At 54.2% G+C, this 16,118-nt stretch carries 16 protein-coding genes; 5 read left to right on the top strand and 11 right to left on the bottom strand.

The genetic code is table 11. The features are described 5' to 3' along the window. Positions 1 to 24 precede the first annotated feature (24 nt). The 3 genes from ACW9JC_RS02395 (at position 25) to ACW9JC_RS02405 (ending at position 3,244) form a co-directional block, all read left to right on the top strand. Positions 25 to 780: an EAL domain-containing protein gene (locus ACW9JC_RS02395; protein ID WP_416128930.1), complete on the top strand. Its 756-nt coding sequence runs from the start codon at positions 25 to 27 to the stop codon at positions 778 to 780. A 34-nt stretch (positions 781 to 814) separates the two neighbouring features. After that, the gene (locus ACW9JC_RS02400) at positions 815 to 1,501 is read left to right on the top strand and encodes a winged helix-turn-helix domain-containing protein (protein WP_457453359.1); all 687 of its coding nucleotides are present in this window, start codon (positions 815 to 817) and stop codon (positions 1,499 to 1,501) included. 348 nt (positions 1,502 to 1,849) lie between these two features. Beyond that, positions 1,850 to 3,244, top strand: a complete 1,395-nt coding sequence (locus ACW9JC_RS02405) for an undecaprenyl-phosphate glucose phosphotransferase (RefSeq protein ID WP_457453360.1) — start codon at positions 1,850 to 1,852, stop codon at positions 3,242 to 3,244. Positions 3,245 to 3,522: 278 nt separating this feature from the next. Here the strand turns inward: ACW9JC_RS02405 and ACW9JC_RS02410 are convergent, their stop codons facing one another. The 6 genes from ACW9JC_RS02410 to galE form a co-directional block, all read right to left on the bottom strand. Further along, positions 3,523 to 5,601, bottom strand: a complete 2,079-nt coding sequence (locus tag ACW9JC_RS02410; RefSeq protein WP_457453361.1) for a YjbH domain-containing protein — start codon at positions 5,599 to 5,601, stop codon at positions 3,523 to 3,525. After that, on the bottom strand, positions 5,598 to 6,362 hold the full coding sequence (locus ACW9JC_RS02415; protein WP_457453362.1) for a capsule biosynthesis GfcC family protein: 765 nt from the start codon (positions 6,360 to 6,362) through the stop codon (positions 5,598 to 5,600). Before ACW9JC_RS02415 ends, ACW9JC_RS02410 begins: the two co-directional genes overlap by 4 nt. Further along, positions 6,359 to 7,024, bottom strand: a complete 666-nt coding sequence (locus ACW9JC_RS02420; protein WP_457453363.1) for a YjbF family lipoprotein — start codon at positions 7,022 to 7,024, stop codon at positions 6,359 to 6,361. The genes ACW9JC_RS02415 and ACW9JC_RS02420 overlap by 4 nt, the downstream gene beginning before the upstream one ends. A 14-nt stretch (positions 7,025 to 7,038) precedes the next feature. After that, on the bottom strand, positions 7,039 to 8,148 hold the full coding sequence (locus ACW9JC_RS02425; protein ID WP_457453365.1) for a polysaccharide biosynthesis/export family protein: 1,110 nt from the start codon (positions 8,146 to 8,148) through the stop codon (positions 7,039 to 7,041). Positions 8,149 to 8,233: 85 nt separating this feature from the next. After that, positions 8,234 to 8,476: a hypothetical protein gene (locus tag ACW9JC_RS02430; RefSeq protein WP_457453366.1), complete on the bottom strand. Its 243-nt coding sequence runs from the start codon at positions 8,474 to 8,476 to the stop codon at positions 8,234 to 8,236. Positions 8,477 to 8,737: 261 nt separating this feature from the next. Beyond that, complete coding sequence (gene galE / locus ACW9JC_RS02435; RefSeq protein ID WP_457453396.1) at positions 8,738 to 9,754, bottom strand: UDP-glucose 4-epimerase GalE; 1,017 nt, start codon at positions 9,752 to 9,754, stop codon at positions 8,738 to 8,740. A gap of 319 nt (positions 9,755 to 10,073) precedes the next feature. On the opposite strand from galE, the gene galU reads away from it, so the two are divergent. Then, the gene (gene galU, locus ACW9JC_RS02440; protein WP_338585676.1) at positions 10,074 to 10,907 is read left to right on the top strand and encodes a UTP--glucose-1-phosphate uridylyltransferase GalU; all 834 of its coding nucleotides are present in this window, start codon (positions 10,074 to 10,076) and stop codon (positions 10,905 to 10,907) included. Between the two features lie 72 nt (positions 10,908 to 10,979). Continuing rightward, positions 10,980 to 11,408 (top strand): phosphohexomutase domain-containing protein, encoded by a 429-nt coding sequence (locus ACW9JC_RS02445; RefSeq protein WP_338585675.1) that lies wholly within the window; start codon positions 10,980 to 10,982, stop codon positions 11,406 to 11,408. 4 nt (positions 11,409 to 11,412) lie between these two features. On the opposite strand, the gene ACW9JC_RS02450 is transcribed toward ACW9JC_RS02445, so the two are convergent. Genes ACW9JC_RS02450 through ACW9JC_RS02470 form a run of 5 tightly spaced genes read right to left on the bottom strand, consistent with a single transcriptional unit; the run spans position 11,413 to position 16,103 of the window. After that, positions 11,413 to 12,555: an SGNH/GDSL hydrolase family protein gene (locus tag ACW9JC_RS02450; RefSeq protein WP_457453369.1), complete on the bottom strand. Its 1,143-nt coding sequence runs from the start codon at positions 12,553 to 12,555 to the stop codon at positions 11,413 to 11,415. 22 nt (positions 12,556 to 12,577) lie between these two features. After that, on the bottom strand, positions 12,578 to 13,615 hold the full coding sequence (locus ACW9JC_RS02455) for an acyltransferase family protein (RefSeq protein ID WP_457453370.1): 1,038 nt from the start codon (positions 13,613 to 13,615) through the stop codon (positions 12,578 to 12,580). Between the two features lie 12 nt (positions 13,616 to 13,627). Continuing rightward, positions 13,628 to 14,731 (bottom strand): hypothetical protein, encoded by a 1,104-nt coding sequence (locus ACW9JC_RS02460; RefSeq protein WP_457453371.1) that lies wholly within the window; start codon positions 14,729 to 14,731, stop codon positions 13,628 to 13,630. Further along, on the bottom strand, positions 14,731 to 15,951 hold the full coding sequence (locus ACW9JC_RS02465; protein ID WP_457453373.1) for a phosphoribosylaminoimidazole carboxylase: 1,221 nt from the start codon (positions 15,949 to 15,951) through the stop codon (positions 14,731 to 14,733). Before ACW9JC_RS02465 ends, ACW9JC_RS02460 begins: the two co-directional genes overlap by 1 nt. Further along, a complete protein-coding gene (locus tag ACW9JC_RS02470) occupies positions 15,948 to 16,103 on the bottom strand; it encodes a hypothetical protein (protein WP_457453375.1) in 156 nt (51 codons plus the stop codon). Before ACW9JC_RS02470 ends, ACW9JC_RS02465 begins: the two co-directional genes overlap by 4 nt. Between the last annotated feature and the right edge of the window lie 15 nt (positions 16,104 to 16,118).

The following is a 16,118-nucleotide window of genomic DNA, read 5'->3' on the forward strand; positions in this document are numbered from 1 at the left end:
TTTATGCAACGGAGTTATTGCATTATGAACGCAACCGAATGCGTGCCTCGCTTCGACCGTGCGAATCAGTATTTGTCTCGGCAACTGATTCTTACACGCGATGACCGCCCATTTGGCAGCGAGATCAGAGTAAAAACCGACGACAGCCAGTTCCTGTCCACTCTTGCATCTTACGCACCAGCAACGCATCAGATGAGCAGCATCTACAGTGAAGCGCTGATGCACACTCGGCTGATTGCCTTCTCATTAAAAGAGCGCAACGCCTCTAGCGAAAACAAGTATTTGAGTCGCCGATTTGTTTGTATCGAACAGTCAGCGCTCATCAATGCTGCCCTCACCGAAGAGCTGATCCAGTGCAACGAGGCCCTGCGCGGCTTTGGTCAGACACTGGTGGTCGCACTCAATGAGCTACCTTTTCCGGCGGTCAACTTTACCGACAAAAAGAAAATCATCCATAACGTGTATCTATTGAAAGATCACGGTATCGAAATCGCATTCGACGGCTTCAACATTCACGACGAAAGTATCGAGATCTTTACAACCCTGAATCTATTCGACTATATAAAGATCTCTGTTTCCACCTTAGACTTGAGCCTCAAGCTCACGGGCAACCCGGAACTATTCAATCGACTCTACGAGCGTATGACCCTGCAGGCTCACAATACCAAAGTCAGCTTTATAGCGGACAGAGTAGAGCATGCTGCAAGCCATGTATTGGCGCGAGCCTTGCCCTTCGATTATTTCCAAGGGAGCCATTACTCCCCTGCCGACAACCTTTAAACCAATACCCAGGCGTGCAATTCAGGAGAGAGACATGGAAAGCAGTACAAACCTCCCGAGAAAATACTTTGTAGTAGTCACTCACAGCCCCGCGCTACAGTTGGAACTGGAGACACTACTCTCCAGCAAGCGATATAACTCGTTCGGTACGTCGCAAGCCAAGATGTTTGTAGAAGGCGTGGCCCCACCTTCCTCCGCCCCTAAACTTATGGAGTTTATTTTCCCGCACGTGGACAGAATGATCTCGCCTGTTATCAAGCATGATACACAGCGCATTCTTTCGACATTCAAGTCCGAGTGGCAAGCCGCTCAATCCAGCCCTCTAATTAACAGTATCACCTCTATCGCAATTGAACCCAAGGACGCCGCCAGGGATTTCCCCTCCAACCTGGTCGAATCGCGCACTACTCTGGCTGAAACCTGGCGATTCAGTAATGGCAGTGGCGCGTTGATCAAGGATGACATTGAGATTGTCTTGACTGGCCTGGAGGCCACATTACTCAAGAAGATGCTGCACCATGATGATCGCGTGGTCAGCAAAGACGATCTTATCCGCAGTATCGGCAGAGAGCCCGAACACTATCGCGGTCTCGAAATGTGCCTGAGCCGACTACAGGAAAAATTCAAAAGCGCCACAAATGGCGAACGTCTTTTCCGTGCAGTCAGAAACCGTGGATATTGCCTGATACAAAAAATTGTACGCGGGAAAAGCCTGACCTGAGCAATTAACACGGTCACAACGGCAGTGCGCTACAAAAATAAAAAACGCACACCCTCCAACTTTGTTACCTGCTACTCCCTCCCTTAAGATACGCCCCCAACCTTCACAATTATCGACCTTTTCTAACACACCCTGCCTCCCCGCCATATTGGACTTCGACACTAACTCTTCGTTAGAAGTCGTCAGACAGCCATCGCACCGATAACTTAATCTATTGACTGACGACAGCGCCGCCCCTTGGCGTTTCAGCTCGTCAACGCATGGCCCTCTTATAAGAATAATAACGCTGCCAGATCAACTTAGCTCTTGTCTGTCGACACGCAAATGGACGTATTTTGGGGATATCGCATGGTTAACAGTCTTCGTATCAATCGAAATACCACTCTCAAAGGATTGACCTTCTGGGGACAGTGGGTAGTTGGCCAGGGCTTTGCTGTTGCCCTGTTACTTTCATTGGTTTATTACCAAACAGGAGCGGTAGAGTTTTATTATCGAGTATGCGCAACATTGACCGTACTTGCATCGGTTCCCGCTTATACATGGTGTGGTGTCTATGCCAAGAAAGACAATTACCTGGAGGGGTTGATCAGGCTGTTGATGGGTTGGTCAATGACGTTGGCGGCACTGGCTATTGTTGCCTTCCTTTGTAAGGCCAATGAACTGTTTTCCCGCCAGATCATTCTGGTTTGGGCTATCGGCAGTTATGTTGGACAAGCGCTGTTGTACGTTCCTCTGCAGGGTTTTTCGAAGTACTACCAACGGTCACTTCAAAGAGAGCGTAGAACGCTGATCGTCGGAACTGGTGAGCTGGCATTGGGATTGGCCAACAAGCTTCGCACCCTCGAGCATTTCCCACTGGTCGGTCTGGTCAGCTCCGATGCCACCTCCCGATTGGCGGCGAGTGCACCACCCATCGTAGGCCCGCAAGAGGAATTGTTGGAGCTGATCAAAATCCATGACATTCGACGCCTGTACATCACACTGCCCTTGAGTGAAGCGGTACAAATCGAAGCCATGTATGGCGATTTGCTGGATGCCCACGTAGATGTGGTGTGGGTCCCGGACTTGAACAGCCTGACCCTGCTCAATCACTCGGTCAGTGATGTGGACGGTCTTCCGGCAATCCATCTGAATGAAAGCCCGCTGACCAGCCAACCCACCGCCGCACTGAGTAAAAGCCTGCTCGATAAATGCGTGGCGTTGATGGCGATTGTCGTTCTAAGCCCGCTGCTGTTGGCCATCGGTCTGGCCGTCAAGCTCACCTCTCACGGTCCGGTGTTTTTCAAACAGGATCGGCATGGCTGGAACGGCAAGGTTATCCAGGTCTGGAAGTTCCGTTCGATGCGCGTTCACGACGATGCGGAAGTCAAACAGGCCAGTCGAAATGACTCACGGATAACAGCCGTCGGGCGCTTTATCCGTCGAACCTCAATCGATGAACTGCCGCAGCTGTTCAACGTGTTGCAAGGCCATATGGCCCTCGTCGGGCCACGTCCGCACGCCATTGCGCACAATGACTACTACTCCGGCAAGATTCTCGCCTATATGGCCCGCCACCGAATCAAACCGGGTATCACCGGGCTGGCTCAAATCAACGGTTGCCGCGGCGAAACCGACACCATCGACAAGATGCAGAAACGCGTCGAGATCGACCTCAAGTACATCAACAACTGGTCGCTGTGGCTGGATCTGAAGATCCTGGTAAAGACGCCCTTCACCTTGCTGTCTAAAGACATCTACTGATGGCTGGATAGTCAGGCGCAGGCAAACATCAAGGGGACGCAAGTCCCCTTTTTCGTGGGCAAGATTCGGGTTCTGCCCCTCATCAACCTGTCGCGTCAAAACACCCCGGAGTTCGTTTCAGCTTCGCGGTACGGTCGGTCGAGGGGTGTTCCAAGGGGTGGGAATCGCAACGAGCGCTGCGATGTTAGCTGCTCACGGTACAACCACCTAACACACGTTCGCTTGCGGTAGAACGTGAAGCGATCTACAGCGCTTGTCGCCCTGTAGATCGCCTGTGGTCACTCAGTGATTTTCTCAAAGTTGCGATAGAACAGATCACTGTCACGGCTGTCGGTCATCGCCTGCAACGAGTAACTGCGATTGAGTCTCGCACCACCATCGCGGGTCAATGGCGACCAGACGATGTTGGCGCGGCGCATGGTCGACATGCTCATCATCTCGTCGAACGGAATGGACATGTAAATACCCTTGTCGAAACTGCCTTCGCCGTACTCCGCACTGGTCGCGGTGGTCAGTGTGACCCAGGCGCCAAATCGCACACCATTGGCAAATTCCCGTGACAGGTCGACCGTGCCTCCCCAGTCCCGCGCCAGGTAACGCCCGACGCTCACAGCCGCTTGGGTATCGAAAGGCAAGTCGGTATAGCCTGTGACGTGGCCGGTAACGGTCGAGTAGTCACGCAGGCCGAAACCCTGGTCAAAATTGCGTTGGCGAACAAAGTTCAGGTCCGCACCGACAGACCAACGCTGCCCCGCCGGACGGAACAACACTTCACCACCGACACCGGCAAACATCGATTCCAGATAACCGCCGTAAACCATCCCATACAAATCCTTATCCAACTGTTTGGCATGGTTTAACTGGAAGGTCGGCATGGTCACGTCGGACGTCGTCAGATACTCGCGCAGGTCAGTGCGCACTCGCGGCAAACCACTGGGTGCGTCGTAGGTAAAGTGGTCGTAGTTGTTCACCAGATTGACACTGAGCAGGCCGCTCCACCAGGTATTGCGCGTGAAGCGATACTCGGCATCCGCATCGGCAGTCAATTGATAAAGCAACCCGTCAGGACCACCGATATTCTGTTTGTAGCCCAACCCGATGCCATAGTTGAACGGATCGCGCGCCTGCGTGTATAGCGTCGTTTCCGCATGCGGCATCGCGGCATTGACCTCCGTCGTGCGGTGCAGACTTTGCAGCGGCTCCTCATTGTTGACCACTTCGCGGAATGTCTGGCGCGGTACGCTGGTTTCTTCCAAAGGCATGTCGTAGCGCTTGTTCACCAAAGTGAACCAGTCGATGTCGTCGTTGACGCTGTTGTCCAGAATCCGGCTGGCGCGGCCGACGGCTTTTGCCGAGTGGAAATAATTCGTCTGCTCGCCGTATACAAACAACTCCGGACCACGCTGGGTGATTCGTTCGACGTTGTAGCCGGCATTTTTCTGCAACCGACGGGACACATCGGCCCAGTTGACCTGGTCTGGCGCGGTAGCGGGAGCCTGTGCGGGAAGCCGTTCTGCCGGTGGGTCGTAGGTCTTGGCCGGCGCCTTGCGGCTGACGAAGTTGGTGTGCAACGTGATGCCGAACATCGCGGTGTTGCCGCGCTCCCAACCTGCGCTGAGGTCCACCGAATCAGTCAGCTTGAAAACCGCGCCGATGTTGATCGGCGAGTCCTGCTTGATCTGATTATCCTTCGGCTCATTCTTGTAATCGTTGCCTTCATATTCGAGTTTGAGGCTGAGCGGGTCCCACGGCGTCTGGTAGCTCACGCCGCCAAACAGTGAAGGTCGTCCGCGAAAATAGGCATTGGTATTGACGTCACCGGTTCCGTCGCTGTCTGGCCGGGTCTTGAAACGATCGTCGACCCAACCGGCCGGGTTATCGAAATCGCCCCGGTTGCCCAGGTAACCCCAGGCCACGCCGGCGCTGAAATCGAAGTCGTCATAGCGTTTGTTGGCAACCAGGAATTCGCTGGAGAACAGACCGGTCCCCCCCACGTCGCGGAAACCCAACGCCAGCTCGGGAGCCCAGTGGCTTTCTTGCCACAGGCGCACCTTGACGTCCACGGCCTTGTCTTTATAGCTCTGGTCGCCACTGAGCGACTCGGGGCCGTACTTGCGATTGGTGATCGCGGTGTAACGAAACGAGCCTTCGAGCCAATCGAAAGGCTGCAGAGAAATGCTGTAGCGACTGTACGGGTCTGTGCGACTGGCATTCACGCTCAACTCACCCGCAGGGGCCATCCGCGCCGTCGGCGTCTGCAACAGGCCCACTCCGCCGAAATCATTTTGAGTGAAGCGTGGCTCGGCATGCGCCAGACCACAGGGCAATAACAACACGGCTGCAAAACGTAAACTCAAGGAACCACCTCAGCCAGTTGTGTGGCAAGAAATTCAGCCAACTGCTGATTCAGTTCAGGTATGGGCGGATTTAGATCATCGGTTCTGACGGGAACCAGGATTTTGCTGCCGGCGGCAGGCACCTGGCCGCTCTCGCGATTCCAAGGAGCAATGCCGACACGTCGGGTGACGCCATCGGGCTGAATGAGCCAGAGGTAATCGGTATCCGCGTCGGCCAGCGGTGCACACGACTGCAGGTATTCCCGCGCCTGTTGCATGGCGCGATGTTCGAGCCGGCACGGTTCTGCCACTGCGCCCAATACCTCGACCACACTGGGTCGCGACGGATAGATCAGGCTGTCGCCGTCATCGAGGCGGAAGTTGCGCGCGAACCCGACCTCGATTGCGACCGGGTCCAGAATGGCAACCTCGCGTCCCGTGACTGGCATGCGGCTGACTTGCTCGTACATCCGCAACGCCAATGCAGCCCGTTGGGTTTGTTCGAAGAGCAAAGCGGTTCGTTGCAGTACCTTCAAATCGAACAGGACACCGGCCTTGAGCCGAGTCTGCTCGTCGAGCAATGGCTGGCGTAACCAGGCGGCGGCCAGCCAGTAGCTTTCAGGATTGGGTTGCGCGGAGCGGATCACGTCCAGTACGCGCGCCCCGGATGGCAGGTCGACCGCCCCGGAGTTGCGCACATCACCACTGACGGAAACCGCTGCCGCACTCACACTGCTGCTAATCAACAGCAGGCTCGTCCATAACACGGCGGAAAACTTCAACGGACAACCTCACGTTCAGCGGTTAACCGAACGATCTTCACCCGCAGTTGCTTCGTCAGCTGTTGCTCACTCTGCAGGATGAAACCGTTGTCCGGATTGACCCAGTAATGATTGGTCGCGTGCAGGCCAATAGCCGGTGCATCAATATGCTCATCGACACGCAGCAAAGCGTATTCCTTGTCCAGAATCCTGATTGTTTCCATGGGCTGGCGCGTAAAGCGGCTGTTCAACACCACACCCGTTTCATAGCCTTGATAAAGATCGATAAAGCGCTGGCTGCTGTAGCCATCGGGCAACCGGTGGAGCCCTTGCTTGAAGGGTGAAACGGCGGTAAAACGAGTGCCGTCCAGGTCGCCGCCCAAGCCAAGGCCGACGCTGCGCACCGCAAGCCCGTCGCGCAGCAACAGCACTTGCTTGCCGGAAGCGACCCAATACTGCAAATCGCCTCTCTGGCGCACCATTGCCAACACCCCTTCGCCGGAAGGGGTGCTCAACTTGATCTGGGGATACCGGATCGCAGCCACCTGGTCTGGCGTCACGTCCAGTTCGTCGGGCCCGCTGACCGCCCCTTTCAGGTTAGTCAGCGTGGCCGTCATCAGGGGATTGCATCCACACAACAGCAACGCCGCCATCAAGCAGACGCTAACATTCAACGTTCTCACAGTTGGACCAGACCTTATCGGTTGTTGGCTTCGCTCATGTTGTTTTGCGCGGCTGCGCCAATGCCGAGAATCGAAGCCGATGGCACCAATTGACTGATGAAGCGATTCCAGCGAGTGACGTTGGCAGGCCCAACGTAAACAATGTCCTTGGGATGAACATCGAAGTGCGTGGCGAGGGCCATCGCGGAAGGAGACTCAGCTTGCAGCTGAAAGATTTTCGCCGGTTCGACATCGAGGTTTTCGACACCCCTGATGACGTACACCGCGTTGCCGTTCGAAGTGGTCTGATTCAGTCCGCCCACCGAGCCGATGACGTCGGACAAATTCATGGTCCGGGTCTTGAACGTCAACGCACGTGGCTGGTTGACCTCCCCCATCACATAAATCTTCTTGTTGTCGTTGTACGGCAGGTACAACTGGTCACCACCCCGGAGGTAGACCTTCTGCAACTCGGAGTCCGGTTGGTTGAGCGCGTCGAGATCGAGCGTATAGACACGCCCGTTGCGCGTTAACAGCAACCCGGACAGATCGGCGTTGAGCGGGTCAATGCCGGCGGAACCCAAGGCTTCGACCACAGTAAGTGGATTGGTGGAAATGGGCTGCGGACCGGCCTTCAATACGGCGCCCGACACCACGACTTTCTGGCTGGCGAAGCGCAGCACGGCAACATCCACTTGCGGATCGGAAATGAACGTCGACAACCTTCCGGCGATATCGGAGCGCAGTTGCTGGATGGTCTTGCCGGCGGCCTGGATTTCTTTGATATACGGGTAATACAACGTGCCATCGGAACGCACCAGGCGGCCGTTCGCATCGATCTGCTGCTGCGCTCCGGAAGGGGCCGTAAGCTCCGGGTGATCCCATACCGTGATGTACAACACATCATTGTTACCGATGAGGTACTCGCCGGGAGCCTTCAGCAGTTCCGCAGGCAATGACTCACGCAGGGGTGTGGCTCTTTCCATGGCGATGAGTTTTGGGGTAATCGGAATCAGTTCGACCCGACTGCTTTCACTGGAGCCCTCACGAGTAATATCACTGGTGCTCAAATGTTGACCTGGAGAAAACATGCAACCTTGCAAAGCAATACTTGCCAGCATTAAAAAGGGAAAACTGCGATTCATAATGGCACTACGCTAGTCAAGGGCAAACCAAAACAAGATCACCCGGCTTTGACCGGGCAACCTTGAATTAAACCTGCGGGATTTATCAGTTACTTGTACCGGTGGTCCCGGTAGTGCCAGTGGTTCCGGTAGTTCCGGTGCCACCATTGGAACTTCCGCCACTGTTGGATGCTGCAACCGCAGCCGCAACCAATGCTGTACCCGCCAGGATGGCCTCCGTGGCAGTCACGCTACCCACCACTGCGGTATCCATCGTGAGTGGTTCTTCTGCGGCGATTGTCCAGCTGCTGATCATGGACAATAAGGCTATTACCATCATTCTTTTCATATCAAATTCCTCCCTGGTGCTCGATTCTTTGGATTGATACCAGGTGCTCAGTTAATTGCAGAACATGATCAAGCCGCAGGGTGTCGAATCGAATCCGTTATTCGTCGCCAACACCGCATGACTGACACACGTCGAACGGCAGTGTTTATATGTACGGACTTGTCCAACGCATGACCAGTCAATTTTCCCGACGTTCTTTAACATCGCCTTTGGATATAACAATTGAGGCCAGAACAACGTGTAACTCGCACCGGAGAAGCATCAGCCCTGATATCCCGCCGGATGACTCGATTGCCAACGCCAGGTATCAATCATCATCTGCTGCAGATCCCGCGAAGCCTTCCAGCCCAACTCCTGCGCAGCCTTGGATGGATCGGCCCAACACTCCGCAATATCGCCCGAACGTCGCGGCATCACGCGATAAGGCACCGGGCGACCCGACGCCTGTTCAAACGCCCGCAGCACCTGCAAAACGCTGTAACCATCTCCCGTGCCCAGATTCCAGGTATTGATCCCGGTACGCCCGGAGATCGCCTGCAATGCTTTGAGATGTCCGTCAGCCAAGTCCACAACATGGATGTAATCGCGCACGCCAGTGCCATCGACCGTTGGGTAATCGTCACCAAAAATCGACAGTTCTTGCAGGCTGCCGACGGCCACCTGGCTGATATAAGGCACCAGGTTGTTCGGAATACCGCGGGGATCCTCCCCCATCAGCCCGCTGGGATGAGCCCCGATCGGGTTGAAATAGCGCAGCAGCGCAATGCTCCAGCGCGGTTCCGCAGCACACAGGTCCTGCAAGACGTTTTCAATGATCAGCTTGGATTGCCCATAAGGATTGGTGGGCGTACCCGTAGGGAAATCTTCACGGATCGGCATCTGCTCAGGCGCGCCGTAAACCGTCGCCGATGAACTGAACACCAGTCGAAAGACTCCAGCCGCGTCCATCGCCTGGCACAACGTAATGCTTCCGCTGACATTCGCCTGGTAATACTCGAGCGGCTTGCGCACGCTTTCGCCAACGGCCTTGAGTCCGGCGAAATGCAGCACGGCATCAATCGCATGTTCCTGAAAAATCCGGTCCAGCAATGCTCGGTCACAGACATCGCCATGGATCACCAGCGCGGTTTTCCCGCAGATGGCCTCCACCGCATGCAATGAGGCGTCCGAGCTGTTGCTGAGGTTATCCAGCACAACCACTTCATAACCTGCTTCAAGCAGTGCAAGCGTTGTGTGCGAACCGATATAACCGGTTCCACCCGTTACCAGAATTTTCATAGAGTGGTCCATACAAGGTATTTGGAGTGTTAAATAACGTGTATCAGACGCCTTACTTAAACTTATAATCAGCGCGCCGAAACTTTGCACTTATTAACACTTTACCCAACACCAAACTACGAACAGACACCGACTAAAACTAACCAATCAATACAAATCCAGACAACTAATAACATTCACCACTATTAGCACAACCAACAATTGCGACCACACAAACATTTAATGTATTAAAGCACAAGCACTGCAATACTCTGACATTCACAACCACTGTCCCCAGCGACTATTCGTGACTGTGAATAATAACTTTCAGGATATATCCATGATTCGTAAATGTTTGTTCCCTGCCGCTGGCTACGGCACGCGTTTCCTGCCGGCGACAAAAGCCATGCCCAAGGAAATGCTGCCGATCGTCAACAAACCCTTGATTCAATATGGCGTTGAAGAGGCACGGGACGCCGGCCTCCAGCATATGGCGATCGTTACCGGTCGGGGCAAGCGTGCACTGGAAGATCATTTCGATATCAGTTATGAGCTGGAGCATCAGATTCGCGGTACCGAGAAGGAAAAGTTTCTCGCCAGCACCCGGGAGCTGATCGAAACCTGCACGTTTGCCTACACCCGCCAGGTCGAAATGAAAGGCCTGGGGCATGCCATTCTCAGTGGCCGTCCCTTGATCGGTGACGAACCGTTTGCCGTGGTACTGGCCGACGACCTGTGCCTGAACTTGCAAGGCGACGGCGTGCTGGCGCAGATGATCCAGCTCTATAAAAAATTCCGCTGCTCGATCGTGGCCATCCAGGAAGTCCCCCGAGATCAGACCCACAAGTACGGTGTGATTGCCGGCGACCTTATTTCCGAAGGCATCTACCGGGTCAACAACATGGTTGAAAAACCTGCTCCCGAAGACGCACCGTCCAACATGGCGATCATCGGTCGATACATCCTGACCCCCGACATCTTTGATCTGATCGCAGACACGCAACCCGGCAAAGGCGGAGAAATCCAGATCACCGATGCGCTCCTGAAGCAGGCGAAAAACGGCTGCGTGCTGGCCTACAAATTCAATGGCCTGCGCTTTGATTGCGGTAGCGCCGAAGGCTACATCGACGCGACCAACTTTTGTTATGAACAGCTGTATCTCAAGGGCCTTTAACCTAAACGGTGCAACGCACTCCCCGCTCCCGCTCCGGAGCCTTCGTCCAATTCTTTCATCCAGGCCACCACTATGAACACAGTCAAAAGCTCGGTAGAGATAGAACTGAAAGCGAACAACTTCGGAGTGATGGCGTGGCGGTCAAAAAGTCCGTCGCTCTCCTGCGAAGCTGCCGACAGCGCAGGCACAACCCTGCTGGTAGAACGCATCGGGGTGTTTCCTTCATCGGGCGACATCCATTGCCGGATCAACCACCCGCGACTGCTTCTGGCCTACCTGAAAAACCTGTACGCCCATCAATCCCTGGATGTGGACGAACGTGACGGCCTCAAAGTGATCTTCAATGATTGGCGATTCCGGGTGCACCTTCCCCGTAGCGGCGCGGCGATCGTCATCAATGTCGAGACACGTCGCGATCCCGATCTGATGCCGCTGAAAACCGCAGAACTGCTGAGCCATTTGCAACACTTCGAGAACGGCATGACGCTGCTTCGACGGTGAATAATCACTGCATCGCTGCAGGGCAACCGTCCTTGATCTCGCCCACAATCAAACCATAGAAAAAATCCGCGATAAGCCGACCGCCCGTTCCCGGGACGGGATGGATTTTATCGGGGCGGATCATTGGTGTCGGCCCATCGCTGGCATAGCGCTTGAAGTCAGGGCCGAACGCACATTGCAGATTCCAGTACCCGATGCTCTGCGAGCGTGCCCAGGGTTCAAGTTTGCGAGCATAGTCCGACATCGGATAGGCGCTGGATCGAGTCGTGTCCTGACGCAGGATGACATTGATGCTGGCCGCCGGATGAACCTCGCGAATCATCCGCACCAACCCTTTCATGTTCTCCAGATAGTCCTCGGGCCTCACCCCGAACCCCTGATCATTGCCACCCAACATAATCAGGTAAACATCCGCTGGAATCTTTGAAACTGCCGTTTTCCACTGGGTCTGCCATTGACTGTCACGCTGAAAAAAATCGGCGGAAGCAGCGCCGGACGCGGCGAGCTTGGAGACCCTGACGCCGCCCCCGTCGCTGGCCATCCACAAGCCGAACAGCGTGGGCGCACCTTTTACGACCTCGAATCTCAATGCCCAATCAGTGCTGGCCGGCACGTCGCTCAGGTCTACCGCTTGAACGCCAGAACCGGTAAGCGCCAACGCATGCCACGTAGCTGACGCGGCCCACCGATACCGCAGCTCATTGACCTCTCCATTGCCCAGGTAAAGTAATCTGGCATGGGCGACGGACGTGTTGATGGCAGGCGTTGCGCTGGCATCGACCTCAAGATAGGCCCCCGCTTTGCCGGTAAGGGTGCGACTGTCCGGACTTGCTTGCCCAAGCGCGGAAACGGCCCAATCTCCGCCGAAGTACTTTTCACTGCTGCGGGTGTATTTGTAGTTGGTACTGCCCAGTGCCGCACCGTGGTTGAAACCAATGTAGCCCGGCCCGGCGAAGCCGAAATTTTTCGCCAACCGCTGAGTGAGGCGATTGAGATAAAAATCCTGGCCGGCGCTATAGCTGTCGCCGATCACCGAAATCGCCAACACCTGGCCTTTGTGTTCATCCCATTGTGCGAGCCGTTGGCGCGCACTTTTGATTTCGATCACCGGAACCGGAGCGGGACGTACCTCATCGACAGACACCATGGCTTTCCCCGCTAGGCGCAACTCAGGATTGAGAGGCCTTCAACACCGGTTGTGCGATGGGTTTGCGAACTGCACGCTCGCCCAAAAACAAGACAGACGTCACCGTAAAGCGGCTGAAAACATTCGCCAGCACTACCGGCCCCAACAATCCGCACAACAGCCCGCCAAAGACCAGGACACTTTGATCCGTAACCCCCAGTCGACCCAAGGCAAACCGCCACGTGACGGCAAACAGTACGTGGAAAAGAAATATCGCGTAGGAATACGCCCCGAGCCAGATCAGAAATCTTGAGCGCATGTCACTCGACAACAATGCGATACACGACACACAACCGACGATCAATCCGACAAGGCTCCTGCGATCGACGATGAGTTCGCGATCCACCGTGGCGATGTAGAGCAAGGCAATCGAGATCACGATGAACACGACAGGCCCGATCACTCCGAGTGCTCGTTTCAATGCGCCAACGTTCTCCTGGCAAATCATCCCCGTGACAAAGAAGGGCAGCAGATAGATGGCCCCATTGATGCCAAACGCATCGACGGGAAATTCCGGCAATAAAAACACAACCGCTGAAAACAAAAGCAGCAGATACAGGTGCAGGGGTGTGCGCAACAGATCGCGCCACTGAAGAAAGCCGACAAACATGAAAATGATGAAGACTGCCTGCAAAAACCAGAAATGGTTGACCGGCACATAAAACGACAACAAGGCATCGATCAGACCCAGGTCCTTGTTAACGCCGGGCGCGAAGGCCTGCAGCACCGAAAAGGGAATGCCGACAAAAAACAGCGGCACGATCAACCTTCTTACCTTGCCGACGCAGTAAGCCGAAAAGTCATTGCCCCTGATTTTGTAAATGGAATAGATATAGCCGGATATAAAGGTGAACAACGGCATCCTGACGTACACCATCGAGTCGGCCAGGACTCGATAAGGCGAGCCCAGGTCGATTTTCAATCCACCGCCCAGTGGCCCTATCACGTGGTAGAGCACCAACAGCAGACATGCCAGACCTCTGAGCGTTTCTATTTCCAACGACTTATTCTTGCTTTGCATAGACCACAAACCTCAGTTCAAGACACGTGATTCAACCAACTCAGGTTTTTTTGAGCGCAGCTGTAACCCCAGCCCTACAAACAGAACCGGCACCACCATGGAGAAATGTCGGGCAAACGAGCCGAAGTCGGGCTCGAACAAACCTTGCACCATCAAAAAGGACAGCGGGATAGCGACAAGCTCTTTGACTTTGTGCTCGATGATTGCGCCCTTGTAGTAACTCGACGTCATCATTTTGAACATCAGCAAAGAGGTCATTATCATCAGGACCACAAAGATGATCTGCCCCAAGCCGGAAAGAAGAATCAACTCAGCAGGGAAAGACAACCTGAAAAATATGCTCATCGAATCCACGGCCTGCGAAACGAAATCACCGCCGTTGATCCAAGAGATGATCAGTGACTTTGACCCCTCCTCGCCCAGCGTGCGCTCCTCATTGCTATTGGCTCGAATGGACGAAACCGAATAGCCAGCCACTAACTGGATCGCCGTCGCAATCGCCAGATAGAACATGAACAACATCAGGAAAAAGCTGAAACGCGACACATGCTTTTTAATGACGCACACGCCGACCCAGACCAGTGAAAACAATATCCAATAGGGTCGAACCAATACGCCATAAAACAGCGCCGAAAGAAAAAAGCCCGCTCTGTACCCTTTCGAAAATGAAGAAAGCAGGATAGTAATCATCGCCACCGAGACAATGATTTCCTTGGTCAGGTTATCGAGAAAGAACGACCTGACCACACCCCACAGGCACAAGGTCAGAAAAATCGTCAGCGGTATTCTTCTGAAGATGAAAATCGGGATAGACGTGAGAAAAAAATTGCACAGCATCCCGTAAGCCCACGCATTGTCCAGGTTGATGCCGGTGGGACGCAGCACATAAGCGGTGCAATCGTAGGAAGACCGGTCTGGCGAAAAGGGATTCCAGAAATTGCAGTAGTCTGCACGAGCGTATGAACCCCACAGTGTCATCGCATCCGGGCCGGGTTCTCGGTGAACCAGCAGCGGCATTGCCACGGACAGAAAAAGACCACATGCCAAAATCAGGAATGAAAGTGACGAATCCAGTTTTCTTCCGCGAAACTCTATGGATGGCAGAGATAAAGCCATTACAAGGCCCCCTTCGCCCGGGCGAACCTGGCCAGCAAAGCAATAACGACGAGCTGCACCACAATCGAGAAAACATTCCCCCAGGCGGCCCCATAAATTGAATAATGTTTAATCAGGACATAGCTGACAGGCATTGAAATCATCAGGCATATCACCGCACTGGCCAGGGATACCCGATTGTTCTTAGAGGCGATAAGACCTCCCCAGACAATGTCACCGACTGCTCGAAGGGCGAACGAGAAAATCAGAATGCTCAAGATCCCGTTATCCGGCCGCGGCACCGCCACGTCCACATAATCGAGCACGACATTGAAGAAGGTATAAATCAGCACCGCGACCGCAAAGGAAACTACCAGGGATCGCAACACCCATTGATTGAAAAATAGCTCCCGGACTGTCAGTGCCTGTTGGTGATTCTTGTAACGCTTGGCGAGAACGGGAATGCCAATGACGGCAACCACTGCAAACGACAGCGCCTGCAAGGTGTTAGCCGCGGACCAGGAATACACATACTTGCCAAGGCTGTCGTAGGGCTCAAGCTTCACAATGAGAAAACGCTCGGCGAACTGACACAATGCGATCAAACCGTCACCCAGATAAAAAGGCAGCCCGGCTCTCCAAACAGAAGCCGTGTTAACGACCCTGACTTCCCGCCCCTTATGCACGTCAACCACTATAAAGTACCCGGCCACCATCACCAGAAGGTTGCTGATCACCCACAACCAAAGAACACTGGTGACGCTGGACACCACGCCAGTCATCAGCCCTCCAACAGCAATGAGCGCCCAGAGCCCGGTTTTTATGAAGAACAGCAACGCTCCCCAGTTGGCTTTTTGTGCCGAAAAAACAAACGAGTTCAATTCGAAGGACAGATGCTCCGTAATCAGGAGCAACATGACGCAGGCGATCAATCCAGCACTCGCCTCTACATCGCTGAAGTGTGAGTAAAGTGCGACCGTCACCACCGAAAACAACAAACCTACGGCCAGGTACAAGGACAATACTTTATCGACGACGACCCGGGAGCTACCCCCAATGCTGATCAGCCGATTGATTTCAGAGCTGAACCCGACGCTATAAAATTTTGAAGCCAGTATAGGGGCGACCATCACAACGCCGTAGAAGCCCAATGCCTCATAACCCAAATAATGAGTGATGGCCAACACCAGTAAAAACTTTGCGCCTAGTGCAGTTCCTCTTAACAACAATCGAAATATCATCGAACAACCCCTTTGATGATATTTTCATTCGACAGAAAAATGTGATCGAAGGCAGCACCAAAATTGCGCAGCACCGTGTCTATTGCCAAATCCACGAGTAGACCATCTCCCGAGTCGGCCGCACTGTAGCCATGCAAAATAGTTACGTTCATATCGGAGCTTCTACT

This window comes from Pseudomonas sp. SDO5591_S426 (assembly GCF_054070755.1).